Below are 12,940 nucleotides of genomic sequence, written 5' to 3'. Positions count from 1 at the left end.
TCCTTGAATAAGTATGTTTCTATTTATAAAAAATTATGCTGTAATATTGATAGAACAATATTTCATTTTGTTCTAAGTAGTTAAAGAAGTGGGGAATTGAGGTTGAAAAAGTTTAAGAAGTTTTATTTAGAGATTACTAGTGTATGTAATCTTGCATGTAGCTTTTGTCCGCCAACAGAACGACAGAAGCAATTTCTTTCTGTGGAGGATTTTTCTAAGAGATTAGACCAAATTAAACCTCACACGGACTACATTTATTTACATGTAAAAGGTGAGCCGTTGCTCCATCCTAAAATAGATCAATTGTTAGACTTAAGTCATGAAAAAGGGTTTAAGGTTAATATTACAACCAACGGAACGTTAATTAATAAAAAGAGGCATAAATTATTAAATAAACCTGCACTAAGACAGATGAATTTTTCACTTCATAGTTTTGATGGTCATCCAGGATCTGAAGATAAAGAAGGGTATGTAAGAAGCATACTTTCCTTTATTAAAGAAGCAACGAGTCAATCGGAATTAATTGTTTCGCTGAGGCTATGGAATCTTACGCAAGACAATAAGACAAATCTTGAAATACAGCGAAACAGAAATTTATTAGAAATTATTGAGAAAGAATTTGATTTACCATATAAAATTGAAGAGAAGATTACACCAGGAAGTGGCGTGAAGATTGCGGATCGCATCTTCATTAACCAAGATTACGAATTTCAGTGGCCGGCATTGCATGAAGAAGAGGACGATGGGAAAGGCTTCTGTCATGGTCTTCGAAATCAAGCAGGTATTTTAGCAAACGGGACTGTTATCCCTTGTTGTTTAGATGGTGAGGGAATTATCAACCTTGGAAATATTAATGATGCTTCATTTTCTGATATTATCGAAAGGGATAGAGCCCAAAATCTTGTAGATGGATTTTCACGAAGAGTGGCAGTAGAGGAACTATGTAGAAAATGTGGATATCGTAAGAGGTTTGGAAAATAGAGAGATAATAAAAAAATGAGCAAGTACGAAATAAAGTACCTTGCTCATTTTTTATATAATAATCAATACTTACTGTATTTAAAGGGTAAATAAAGCTTAATATACTTTATCACCATTAAAGATTGAGTTTTTCACGACAACATAATCTACAGTACGAATTGCATCTAATTTCGTTCCACCAGCATAAGAAATAGAGGACTGAAGATCTTGTTCCATTTCGATCAATGTATCTTCTAAAGATCCTTTGTGCTCGACAAACATCTTTTTGCCTTCTACGTTTTTCTTTTCACCTTTTTGGAATTCTGAAGCTGAACCAAAGTATTCTTTGTAGAGTTTCCCATCTTTTTCAATTGTTTCCCCTGGAGATTCTTCATGTCCGGCAAACAATGAACCAATCATAACCATAGTTGCACCAAATTTAATGGATTTAGCTACATCACCGTGAGTACGAATACCGCCGTCAGCAATAATTGGTTTACTTGCAGCTTTTGCACACCAACGAAGTGCAGCTAATTGCCAGCCGCCAGTTCCAAAGCCTGTTTTAATTTTTGTGATACATACTTTACCAGGTCCGATACCTACTTTTGTTGCATCAGCACCAGCATTTTCTAACTCTCTTACTGCTTCTGGAGTTCCTACATTTCCTGCGATAACAAAGCTCTCAGGTAAATGTGTTTTAATGTGTTGAATCATTTTTATCACCGCATTGGAATGCCCATGTGCGATATCTATCGTAATATATTCAGGAGAAAGCTGTTCAGCAGCTAATTGTTGTACAAATTCATATTCTTCTTCTTTCACACCAACACTAATAGATGCGATTAAGCCACGAGAGTGCATATCTTTAATGAAAGAGATACGCTTTTCTGGCTCAAAACGATGCATTATATAGAAATATTTATTTTCCGCTAAATATACAGCAATTTTTTCATCTATAATGGTTTGCATATTTGCAGGTACGACAGGTAATTTAAATGTATGTTTTCCTAAAGTTACACTTGTATCACATTCAGAACGGCTATTTACTATACATTTTGCCGGAATTAATTGAATATCTTCATAGTCGAATACTTTTTCCATGAATTACACCCCTAAATACGAATATTTTATTTTCAATTTAAAAAAATGTTCGTCCAAAAGATAATGTACATCATTTTTTTCGTTAAGTCAAAGCTTTTAGTTGATATTTAGAAAATATAGGGACGGAATTCAAAGGAATAATGAGTAATACCGAATTAAATAGTTTGTACATATCTATATTGTTCGTTTTTTTGGAAAAGTATATTGTAAAAATTTAATCGATAATAGTGAAATAATATTTCGGAATATCATAGTAAAATAACAGAGAAGCAGGGTGCTAAAATACCCTGCTTCTTTGTTATTTATTGTCTTCAAGAAATTGATACTTCTTTTTCAATTCTTTTAAATCATTTACCAATTGCTCTCCAATTGTAGGAGCAAGATCTTCGTATATAGGAGATAATGCTTTCTCCCACTCTTTTTTTTGTGAAGCCGTCAATTCGTGAATTTGAATCGGTGAACTTTGTTTAATAAGCTCAAGTTGTTCTTCATTCATTCGGATGGACTGACGATTGTTCCATTCAGTCGTTTCTTTCATTGCTTCAAGTAATATTTGCTTCGTTTTTTCCGTTTGTTGATTCCATGTTTTTTGATCCATCATTACAACATAGCCTAAATACCCATGATTACTAATTGTCAAATAGTTTTGAACGTTATAAAATTTTTTAGAGTATATATTTGAAATAGTATTTTCTTCACCATCAACTTTCCCTGTTTCAATTAATTTATATGTGGAATTAAATGAATCTTGATGTGCATGAACTTTTAATAAATCAAATTGGGATTGAATAACATCACTTTGCATAATGCGAAAGGATTGTCCTTTTATATCTGCAGGTGTATAAATAGGCCCCTTATTTGAAGTGATTTGCTTAAAGCCATTTGACCAATGGGCAAGCCCTTTAATGTTGTCTTTTTGTAAGGACTGAAGTAATTGTTCTCCAATTTTTCCGTTCAAGCCTTCTTGAATAGCTTCATAATTTGGAAAAGCAAATGGAAGGTCTAATACACCCCATTCGTGAGATAGCATTCCGAGCTTTGAGGTAGAGGGAGCAATAAAATGAACTTGCCCAGCTTTTAAAGCACGGATTTCTTCTATATCAGAATAGAGGCTCCCGTTTGGAAAAATTTCTATTTTTATAGTTCCGTTTGATTTCTCTTTAACAAGCTCAGCAAATTTACTAGCAGCAAGCCCTTTAGGTGTATTTTCTGCTACAACATGACTAAATTTGAAAACAATTTGTTTTTTCAAGCCTGCTTGGTCATCGTCATAAGCAAGCTCACCTTGAGAAAAAAGACTTTGAAAACCTATAAATAAAGCACTAGTAATTAAAACAATAAAAAGGAGTATAAAAGCAACTATTTTTTTCATTTTAAACCTCCTCTTGGGTTGTTAATGTAAGCATACCGAGAAGATTTTTATTCGTAAAGATGCTTTTAGGGGAAAGGGGAACAAACAGTGAAACAATTGCCCATCCGCTGGAAAATTACGATTTTATCCTATGCGGTAGTTATTTTTTCATTACTGATAGGTGGAATTGTTATCATTGCAAATATTCAACAAAAAGAAGAAAAAGAAGTAAGAATTAGATCTATGAATACAGCTCGGACGGTAGCAGAACTGTCAGATGTAAAGAAATCACTTCAAGAAAAAACGGGATGGTTTACATTGAATCCTGTTATTGAAAATATTCGGGTGATTAATGAAACAGACTATATTGTAGTAATGAATATGGAGCGAATTCGATATTCTCACCCTGTGAAAGAAATGATTGGAAGGCCGTCAAAAGGGACGGATGAAGAACCGGCATTTGCGGAACATATTTACTTTTCAAAAGCAAAAGGAGAGATAGGTACTGTAATTCGTGCCTTTATGCCTATTAAAGATCAAAACTTAAATCAAATTGGTGTTGTTGTTGTTGGAAATAAAGTCCCGAATTTTTGGGAGATTATGCTGGGGCTAGCAGAAGAGATTTCTTTTATTGTTATATTAACTTTAATATTCGGATTAATAGGCTCATTAATGCTTGCCAACCATATTAAAAAACAGATGTTTCAGTTAGAGCCATATGAAATTAAAAGGATGTTAGAAGAAAGGACAGCAACCTTTCATTCGATTAATGAGGGTGTGATTGCAATTGATAACCAAGAAGTTATTACAATTTTTAATGAGAAAGCAAAGCAGGTTTTTCATGTAGATGGAAATGTTGTAGGAAAGCCTATTCGTACAGTATTAAAGGATACAAGACTTCCAGAAATCGTGGAGAGGAATCAGCCAGTATACAATGAAGAGATAAAAGTAAGCGGAAAGGTAATTTTAAGTAATCGTATACCCATCAAGAAAGATAATGAATTAATTGGAGCTGTGGCAATCTTTCAAGATCGTACAGAGGTTACAAAGCTCGCAGAGGAATTAACAGGAGTGAAAACATTTGTAGAGGCACTTCGAGTACAAAGCCACGAGCATATGAACAAACTTCATACAATAGCAGGTTTAATTCAACTAGGTAAAGCTGATAAAGCATTACAACTTGCTTTTCATACTTCAGAAGAGCAGGGGAGTGTAACAAACTTTTTAAATGAGACGATTAAAAATGATGCTATTGCAGGTCTCCTCTTGAGCAAAGTAAGCCGGGGCAAGGAATTAGGGATACAGGTTATAATTGACCAAAATAGTTATTTAGAAGCGTTTCCTTATCAACTGGATCAACATGATTTCGTTGTATTACTAGGTAACTTAATCGAAAATGCGTTTGGATCATTTGAGCAAACTGAGGTAGAAAATAAAAGAATTGATATTAGTATTGAGCAGTCAGAAGATGTATGGGCAATATTGATTGAGGATAATGGATGCGGCATAAAAGAGGAGCATTTACCAAGAGTGTATGAGAAAGGATTTACTGTGAATAAAATGAGTGGAACAGGTTATGGACTTTTTCTAGTAAAGCAAATTGTTGAAAAGGGGAGAGGGGAAATTAGTGTTTCATCTTTTCAAGGTGAAGGAACTTCTTTTATCATTACTTTTCCAATGGAGATGGAGGCGGAATTGTATGAAATATAAAGAGGACATCAAAGTACTATTGGTTGAGGACGATCCGATGGTTCAAGAAGTAAATAAAGAGTTCATTAGAAGTGTAAAGGGATTTCAAGTAGTAGCCGTCGCTAACAATGGAGAGGAGGGGATTAACCTTGTCCAAAAAATGAATCCAGATCTCGTTATTTTAGATATTTTTATGCCGAAAAAGGACGGTATTAAGGTATTACAGGAATTTAGAAAACAAGAGTTAGAAGCAGATGTAATCGTTGTTTCTGCTGCAAAAGATAGGGAAACAATTAAACTCATGCTTCAAAACGGAGCGATGGATTATATTATCAAGCCATTTAAGTTATACCGAATTCAGCAAGCTTTAGAAAAATATCGACAATATAGAATGAGTCTGAAGGAATCCGGAGCGATTTCACAGGAACAGCTTGATTTATTATTATATTCTGGGCGTTCTAAAAAAACAGCAAACAATTTGCCAAAGGGATTAAATGAATTTACATTGAATGAAATTGAAGAGTATGTAAAAAAACAAGATGAACCTCGTTCTGCAGAAGAGGTAGCCAGTGCAATTGGGATAGCCAGAGTTACCGCGCGGCGATACTTAGATTATTTAGAAAAAAAGGGGTTGATTCATTTAGCAGTTCAATATGGAGGGGTTGGAAGACCAATTAATCGCTATGTGTATCGTGAAGTAAAAAAGTAAGACCAAAATGACCAAAATATTCGTTATGACCATAAACTTCTCACTTTTAATTGAAAACGCTATCATTATGTAAAACATAGGGGTAGTAAAGTTTTCAAAGATGAAACAGTGGGAGGAGAAGTGAAGGTGAAACGACTGTTCAAAAATTTAACTTTTCAAGTATTAACGGCTATTGCACTCGGTGTATTAGTTGGGCTTATGTGGCCAAATGTTGGGAAGGAAATGAAGCCGATAGGCGATACGTTTATTAATGCTGTAAAAATGGTAATTGCACCAATTATTTTCTTAACAATTGTACTTGGTATTGCCAAAATGGGAGATATGAAGAAGGTTGGTAAGGTCGGCGGAAAGGCTTTTATTTATTTTGAGGTTGTGACAACATTTGCACTTATTGTTGGATTGATCGTTGTAAATGTTATGAAGCCGGGTTCAGGTCTTAACTTTAATGAACTTGCAAAAGGAGACGTATCTAAATATACACAAGGCGGAGGACAGGGTATTAATTGGATTGATTTTGTTACTCATATTGTTCCTTCTAATATGGTTGATGCGTTTGCAAAGGGTGATATTTTACAAGTATTATTCTTTTCTATTTTATTTGGGGTTGGGCTAGCTGCTCTTGGAGAAAAAGGAAATTCGGTGATTGATTTCTTAGACAAACTTTCACACGTATTCTTTAAAATTATTGGTTATGTAATGAAGGCAGCGCCGCTTGGGGCATTTGGTGCTATGGCATATACAATCGGTCATTTTGGGCTTGCTTCACTTGTACCACTTGGAAAATTGATGATGTCAGTATATATAACGATGTTCCTATTCGTATTTGTTGTCTTAAATATTATTTGTAAGATATATGGGTTTAGCTTATGGAATTATTTGAAGTTTATTCGAGATGAAATACTAATCGTATTAGGAACAAGTTCTTCGGAATCCGTACTTCCGAGAATGATGAATAAGATGGAGCGATATGGCTGTTCAAAATCTGTTGTTGGCCTTGTTATTCCGACGGGCTATTCTTTTAACCTTGATGGTACATCCATTTATTTATCCATGGCAGTTGTCTTTTTAGCACAAGTATTTGGTGTCGATTTAACAATCGGACAGCAAATTACTATTATTTTAGTACTTATGTTAACGTCTAAAGGAGCTGCTGGTGTAACAGGAAGCGGATTTATCGTGTTAGCTTCTACGTTAGCGGCACTAAAGGTTATTCCTTTAGAAGGATTAGCATTACTTCTCGGTGTTGATCGCTTTATGAGTGAGGGAAGAGCAATTGTAAACTTAATTGGAAATGGAATTGCTACAATCGTTGTTGCAAAGAGTGAAAATGAATTTGATGAAATGAGGCATGCAGAGGCAATCTCTAATATGAAAGTATTAAATGAGAGAACAGAAGCCGTATAAAGTGAAATTTTAATCAGTGGGGGTTTCTTCATCCCCCACTGATTATTAGTTGAACCAATCGGGCTTTTCCGGGCAGTAAGAAATAGAAAAGCAGACTTTATCCTAAGTCTGCTTTTTCAATTTGTGGGAACCCCTTTTTCACAGGTTATTTTTACTAGGAAATAATAGAATATGTTATAATTTAGTAGGATTTTTTAGAATTACAAGAAGATTAGTGTTTATTTTATTAAGTGAATAATGTTAGAGTTGAACAGATTAGGGAGAAGGTTGTGACTTTTCGGGATAACCTTCATTTTTGGTTTGAATCATTATAAGGTAATGGAGGTTATAAATGTGAATCGTTTGGTTTATATGGATTGGTTACGAGTATTAGCAACAATTGCAGTTGTTACAATTCACGTTGCTGCTGGTTCCGTATCCACTTTGGATCCAAATAAGCTTTCCAATTGGATGGCTGGTAACTTTTACGAATCGTTATCACGTGCTAGCGTTCCTATTTTCGTTATGATTAGCGGTGCTTTATTATTACGAGGGAACAAGGAAAGTTCAATTTTAGAATTCTTACAGAAACGAGCAAGTAAGGTAATTATTCCATTTGTAGGTTGGAGTGCCTTATTTTACTTGTATGGTGCTTATATGGGGTATTTCCCTGCTTCTTTAAAACAAGGGATAAAGTACTTTTTAACAAATCAAATTGGTGGTCACTTATGGTTCCTATATATGATTGTGGGAATTTATTTAATCGCACCGTTATTAAAGGTATTTGTTAAAAACGCTAAAAAAAGTTATATACAATATTTTTTAATTTTATGGTTGTATGCGTCAGTTATTTTAAATTTGATGCAGTACTATTACCCTATTAATTTCAATATAGAGCTATATTTTGTCACAAATTATGTGGGTTATTTTCTACTTGGTTATTATTTATCTCATTACGAAATTACGAAGAAATGGAGAAATATCTCTTATATTGGAGGCTGTTTAGGGTTTATTGGTACATTCTTCATTACTTATTACTATACAGTACAAGCAAATGGGCAGTTGGACCAGTTTTGGTATGGATATTTTGCGCCAAATGTTTTACTTATGGCAATTGGATTATTTGTATTCTTCCGATATGCTTTTCAAAATTCAGAAGGAAAGCTGCCATTTCTGTTACGTGGTATAAATCAAGCAAGTCTTGGGATTTATATTCTTCACTTTTTCCTATTAAATAATTTTTTATATAAAGTTTTCCCTAAAGTAAATGAACATGCACATGCAATATTAGCAATACCTATTAATGTAATGATTACGATTGGTCTTAGTATGTTAATAACGTTAGTATTACAACGAATTCCAGTGGTAAAAAAACTAGTTCCGTAATGATATCTCCTTTGTAAGCTTTATATGAGTATCGTTGCTAAATTAGCAGGCTTAATAGTAAGTCTGCTTTTTGTTTTTTTATCAAATGATGAACATAGACTTCGATTCGGGCAATGATTTCAATATAATGAAATGTAGGCAATGGCGCATAGGATTTATATTACGGATAAATATATAAATAAGTTAAAATACATAACAAAATGAGGTTAGTATATGAGCGAAAAAAGTTTTAAAGAATATGCATTGAGTAAGGAAATTGTAAGGGCACTTACTAGTTTAAAATATGAACAGCCAACAGAAGTACAAGGAAAAGTAATTCCAGTTGCACTAGAAAAGAAAGACCTTGTCGTGAAATCACAAACCGGAAGCGGGAAGACAGCTTCTTTTGGTATCCCGCTTTGCGAAATGATCGAATGGGAAGAAAATAAGCCCCAAGCCTTAATTCTTACGCCAACGAGGGAACTTGCTGTGCAGGTAAAAGAAGATATTACGAATATAGGAAGATTTAAACGGATTAAAGCGACTGCCGTTTATGGAAAATCACCATTTGCACGACAAAAATTAGAATTAAAGCAAAAGACACATATTGTAGTTGGAACCCCTGGGCGTGTGTTAGATCATATTGAAAAAGGAACTTTTTCTTTAGAGCGTCTGAAATATTTGGTGATTGATGAGGCAGATGAAATGTTAAATATGGGATTTATCGATCAAGTAGAAGCAATTATTGATGAATTACCTACAGATCGAATGACAATGCTATTTTCTGCGACACTACCAGAAGACGTTGAAAATTTATCTCATACATATATGAAATCACCGACCCATATCGAGATTAAAGCTTCTGGGATTACGACAGATAAAATTGAACATATCCTGTTAGAAGTGAGAGAAGAAGAGAAATTTTCACTTCTTCAAGATATAACAACTCTTGAAAATCCAGATAGCTGTATCATCTTCTGTCGCACACAAGAAAATGTAGACCATGTGTTCAGACAGTTAAAACGTTCTGGCTATCCTTGTGATAAAATTCATGGTGGTATGATACAAGAAGATCGTTTTGCAGTAATGAATGACTTTAAAAGAGGAAAATTTCGTTATTTAGTCGCTACAGATGTAGCAGCGCGAGGAATTGATATTGAAAATATTACCCATGTCATTAACTATGACATTCCATTAGAAAAAGAAAGTTATGTACACCGGACAGGAAGAACAGGGCGCGCTGGTAATAGTGGAAAAGCAATTACATTCGTAACGCCGTATGAAGAGAGATTCTTGGTAGAAATTGAAGAGTATATCGGTTTTGAAATTCAAAAAATAGAAGCTCCGTCAAAAGAGGAGCTTGCAAAGGGAAAGGCAGCCTTTGAAGATAAAATAAATGCGAAACCAATTATGAAAAAAGAGAAAAGTGCAGGATTAAATAAAGATATTATGAAGTTGTACTTTAACGGTGGGAAGAAAAAGAAGATTCGAGCGGTAGATTTCGTTGGTACAATTGCTAAAATCCCAGGTGTCACAGCGGATGATATAGGAATTATTACGATACAAGATAATGTTTCTTATGTTGATATATTAAACAGAAAAGGCCCGCTTGTTTTAAAAGTAATGAAAAACACAACAATAAAAGGTAAGCAGTTAAAGGTTCATGAGGCTATTAAGTAAAAGGAACTACCCACTCTAACAGGTGGGTAGTTTTTTTGTGAAAAATAAGGAAATTATGTAAGAATAAACTTGTTATATTCGTATATATAAGTGAAGGGGGAGAAGGTATGAATGATAGGGAATTAGTAGATGAAATAAAAAAACAAAATACGGAAGCATTGGATCAATTGATCCTTCAATATAGTAAATTGATTTATGGAGTAATCGGAAGTGTACTTGGAGAGAACCATGAAAGAGCAGAAATTGAAGAGTGCTATAACGATGTTCTTCTCATACTTTGGTATAAAATAGACAGTTTTCAAATAGAAAAAGGACAACTTAAAAACTGGATTATTTCTATTGCGAAGTTTAAGGCACTAGATTATAAAAGAAGGTTGAAGAGAAAAAGAATTGAACAAACAATAGAACAACTTATTTTACAAGATGATGAAGATGTAGAAAAAGGATTGCTCAAAGAAGAGGAAAAAGAATTCGTTTTGACAGCAGTTCGTCAGTTAGATGGTGTAGATCATAGTATCTTTTATCGAAGGTATATTGTGGATGAAAGCATAGAGGATATTTCAAGGAAACTACATATGAGTACCGGTTCAGTTTATACTAGATTATCAAGGGGAAAGGAGAAATTAAAAAGGATAATGGAGGGATATTATGAATTGTGAAAGCTATAATATAGATCAAATTGTTTTCGAGCAGTGGGATGAACAAGAAATATCTCGATTTGAAGCAATAGGGGAGCTCCTTGTTGGAAGCTTGGAGAAGAAGAAAAAAGATATCAGAAAACGAATTGCTAGAGAAAATTTTCAGGAGATAGAAGTAAAGGCAAATAATGAGTTAAAAGAAAATGAATTTATTGAATTACAATTCCAAGCAAGAGCTACAGGTGGCTACTATTTGGGTGCAATTATGTGTTCAGCAGACTATGCCGTAATGCCATTAGCGCTTATGGATGTAGGAAATCGATTTGTGGTTTTTGGAACAAGACATAAAGTTATGATTTATGAAGTAAAGGAACTTTATCAAATTCAAAGAGCATACATTATAGATTATGATGATATTTTTAAATACTATTACAAAATAAAAAAGAACGATACGATATTATGTTTTAAAGCCAAGAAAGATAAGTATGGGCAGCTAAGAGAATGCTCAAACTGGATGTTATATGGGTATTTGCAAGGGAGAATTAACATGATTATTAATAGTTCAGATAGAGATATCATAGCTAAGTACCTTGATAGAGAGATTAATTCGAAAAGAGGTCATTAAAAAGGAAAAAGTACATTCTTTTGGTGTAAGATGTACTTTTTTGATCAATAGGGATATGAAAAAGTTATTTGGTATTTATTTTTGAATTTTCCATTCGCATATCATATGAAGCTGCCCATCTTTTAATTTTGCTTGAAGTGAACCACCCATTTTCAGCATCGTTACTAATGATAAATAGTAAGATGCTTTTTGCTTTTGTAGAGTAATGGATATATTACAACTTGCATGATTAAGGGTGTTATAGATTAGATTTTCCATGACACGCTTAACGGCAGATTCATCAGCAATGATTTGAATATCTTCGTTTTGTATATGAATACTTGGTTCCATTTTCTTTTCACTAAATTGATCATAAAAAACGACTAAGGTTTCCCATGCTAAGTGATTTATTTTTACCATATGAAGGTTTAATTGATAATCAACAGAATCAATAACGGACAGTTCAAAGAAGTCATTTACTAAGGCCTGTAAACGTGTTGATTTATTTTTAATAATCTTCAAATAGTGTTCTTTTTTATATGTTGTTAGTTCACTTGAATCTAATAACTGAATATATCCTATGATAGAGCATACTGGAGTGAACACCAATAGATTTAGCAATTGTTTTTCCACCTTCAGTCCCCTCTAAATATCGTCTCACCGCTCGTATTTTTTCTTTCGAAGAAAATTTAGCCATAAAAAGTGCACCTCCAATTGTTAGACTGTGTCTAACAATTGGGGTGCACTTCAGAAGTAGGTGGCTTTATTCATGGTTAAGATTCTTTCAAATCGTCAACTAATTTTTCTGCTAAACGTCTATACATATTGCTCATTGTTACAAATGAAGTTAGCAATAAGAGTTTTTCTAATTCCTTATCCTCAAATGAAGCGGCAGCTTTTACCTCAGCCACCCGATTATCTACATCCCTTTTAAAGTTCTCAACATTTGTTTCTGTAAGTTCAAGATAATCTTTGTAGAGGGTGTCCAGTTCGAAAGTATCCTCGTTTATGAGTCTTTCATTGAGAGTCGCTAAAGAACTTTTAATATCATTAATCGAGAGGGCACCCTTTAATTGATAAATTAAACTAATTAAAATCATATGCTCTTTTGAGTATTTTTTATTTTTTATGGGGATGAATAATTTTCCCTTTGCATAGTTATTGATCATCGTTTTTGTAAGTACTTTTTCATCTTCTGTTCTTGTTGTATCACCGTAGTTATTTTCAAATAGTTGAACAACTTGATCTACATATAAATCCACATTAGGGATATCTTCAAGCCTAATGTTTTTTTCTAAATGTAATGTTTCGAGTAAGTTCTTTATGTTTTCCATATAAACCCTCACCTTTGTAGGAATAATGTACACTTTATCTTTAAATATGGTATTACGAAACAAATGAATTGTAAATGTTGACCTCTATATGAATTGTGTATATAATTACATGTAGTTATAAAAACT

The 12,940-nt window shown here is 33.6% G+C and carries 12 protein-coding genes and 1 pseudogene; 8 read left to right on the top strand and 5 right to left on the bottom strand.

The genetic code is table 11. The annotated features are described in order from the left end of the window. Positions 1-102: 102 nt before the first annotated feature. Positions 103-981 carry a radical SAM/SPASM domain-containing protein gene (locus tag ORL93_RS25345; protein ID WP_003202549.1) on the top strand — a complete coding sequence of 293 codons (879 nt, stop codon included), beginning with the start codon at positions 103-105 and terminating at the stop codon, positions 979-981. Positions 982-1,077: 96 nt separating this feature from the next. Here the strand turns inward: ORL93_RS25345 and guaC are convergent, their stop codons facing one another. Together guaC and ORL93_RS25335 are read right to left on the bottom strand one after the other, a co-directional pair. Continuing rightward, positions 1,078-2,061, bottom strand: coding sequence for a GMP reductase (guaC, locus tag ORL93_RS25340; RefSeq protein ID WP_003202530.1), 984 nt, complete (start codon positions 2,059-2,061; stop codon positions 1,078-1,080). Positions 2,062-2,359: 298 nt separating this feature from the next. Further along, positions 2,360-3,433, bottom strand: a complete 1,074-nt coding sequence (locus tag ORL93_RS25335; protein WP_097793956.1) for a DctP family TRAP transporter solute-binding subunit — start codon at positions 3,431-3,433, stop codon at positions 2,360-2,362. Positions 3,434-3,520: 87 nt separating this feature from the next. Here ORL93_RS25335 and ORL93_RS25330 point away from each other — a divergent pair, with 87 nt between their 5' ends. The 7 genes from ORL93_RS25330 to ORL93_RS25300 all read left to right on the top strand — a co-directional run bounded on the left by ORL93_RS25330 (position 3,521) and on the right by ORL93_RS25300 (position 11,501). Further along, on the top strand, positions 3,521-5,122 hold the full coding sequence (locus ORL93_RS25330) for an ATP-binding protein (RefSeq protein ID WP_097793957.1): 1,602 nt from the start codon (positions 3,521-3,523) through the stop codon (positions 5,120-5,122). Beyond that, positions 5,112-5,810: a response regulator gene (locus ORL93_RS25325; RefSeq protein WP_033796615.1), complete on the top strand. Its 699-nt coding sequence runs from the start codon at positions 5,112-5,114 to the stop codon at positions 5,808-5,810. The genes ORL93_RS25330 and ORL93_RS25325 overlap by 11 nt, the downstream gene beginning before the upstream one ends. Positions 5,811-5,936: 126 nt before the next feature. Next, positions 5,937-7,214, top strand: a complete 1,278-nt coding sequence (dctP, locus tag ORL93_RS25320; RefSeq protein WP_170959224.1) for a C4-dicarboxylate transporter DctP — start codon at positions 5,937-5,939, stop codon at positions 7,212-7,214. 333 nt (positions 7,215-7,547) lie between these two features. Next, positions 7,548-8,579 (top strand): acyltransferase, encoded by a 1,032-nt coding sequence (locus ORL93_RS25315; RefSeq protein WP_097793958.1) that lies wholly within the window; start codon positions 7,548-7,550, stop codon positions 8,577-8,579. Positions 8,580-8,792: 213 nt separating this feature from the next. Continuing rightward, positions 8,793-10,238 (top strand): DEAD/DEAH box helicase, encoded by a 1,446-nt coding sequence (locus tag ORL93_RS25310; RefSeq protein ID WP_097793959.1) that lies wholly within the window; start codon positions 8,793-8,795, stop codon positions 10,236-10,238. Positions 10,239-10,345: 107 nt separating this feature from the next. Then, on the top strand, positions 10,346-10,897 hold the full coding sequence (locus ORL93_RS25305) for a sigma-70 family RNA polymerase sigma factor (RefSeq protein ID WP_097793960.1): 552 nt from the start codon (positions 10,346-10,348) through the stop codon (positions 10,895-10,897). Further along, positions 10,887-11,501, top strand: a complete 615-nt coding sequence (locus ORL93_RS25300) for a hypothetical protein (protein WP_097793961.1) — start codon at positions 10,887-10,889, stop codon at positions 11,499-11,501. Before ORL93_RS25305 ends, ORL93_RS25300 begins: the two co-directional genes overlap by 11 nt. A gap of 75 nt (positions 11,502-11,576) precedes the next feature. On the opposite strand, the gene ORL93_RS25295 is transcribed toward ORL93_RS25300, so the two are convergent. The 3 genes and pseudogenes from ORL93_RS25295 to ORL93_RS25290 all read right to left on the bottom strand — a co-directional run bounded on the left by ORL93_RS25295 (position 11,577) and on the right by ORL93_RS25290 (position 12,814). Then, the gene (locus ORL93_RS25295; RefSeq protein ID WP_255262468.1) at positions 11,577-12,113 is read right to left on the bottom strand and encodes a histidine kinase dimerization/phospho-acceptor domain-containing protein; all 537 of its coding nucleotides are present in this window, start codon (positions 12,111-12,113) and stop codon (positions 11,577-11,579) included. Continuing rightward, a pseudogene (locus ORL93_RS31600) lies at positions 12,067-12,177 on the bottom strand (transposase); the annotation flags it as partial. The pseudogene ORL93_RS31600 and the gene ORL93_RS25295, both read right to left, overlap by 47 nt. Positions 12,178-12,253: 76 nt before the next feature. Then, positions 12,254-12,814 (bottom strand): DUF1836 domain-containing protein, encoded by a 561-nt coding sequence (locus ORL93_RS25290; RefSeq protein WP_003202465.1) that lies wholly within the window; start codon positions 12,812-12,814, stop codon positions 12,254-12,256. Positions 12,815-12,940 lie beyond the last annotated feature (126 nt).

Source organism: Bacillus sp. DHT2, from assembly GCF_026241455.1.
Lineage (GTDB): Bacteria > Bacillota > Bacilli > Bacillales > Bacillaceae_G > Bacillus_A > Bacillus_A pseudomycoides.
This window is presented reverse-complemented; position numbering and strand designations above follow the sequence as displayed.

Coding starts and splice junctions, on each gene's coding strand:
- guaC (WP_003202530.1), bottom strand. CDS start 2,061: ATGGAAAAAGTATTCGACTATGAAGATATTCAATTAATTCCGGCAAAA.
- ORL93_RS25335 (WP_097793956.1), bottom strand. CDS start 3,433: ATGAAAAAAATAGTTGCTTTTATACTCCTTTTTATTGTTTTAATTACT.
- ORL93_RS25325 (WP_033796615.1), top strand. CDS start 5,112: ATGAAATATAAAGAGGACATCAAAGTACTATTGGTTGAGGACGATCCG.
- ORL93_RS25310 (WP_097793959.1), top strand. CDS start 8,793: ATGAGCGAAAAAAGTTTTAAAGAATATGCATTGAGTAAGGAAATTGTA.
- ORL93_RS25305 (WP_097793960.1), top strand. CDS start 10,346: ATGAATGATAGGGAATTAGTAGATGAAATAAAAAAACAAAATACGGAA.
- ORL93_RS25300 (WP_097793961.1), top strand. CDS start 10,887: ATGAATTGTGAAAGCTATAATATAGATCAAATTGTTTTCGAGCAGTGG.
- ORL93_RS25290 (WP_003202465.1), bottom strand. CDS start 12,814: ATGGAAAACATAAAGAACTTACTCGAAACATTACATTTAGAAAAAAAC.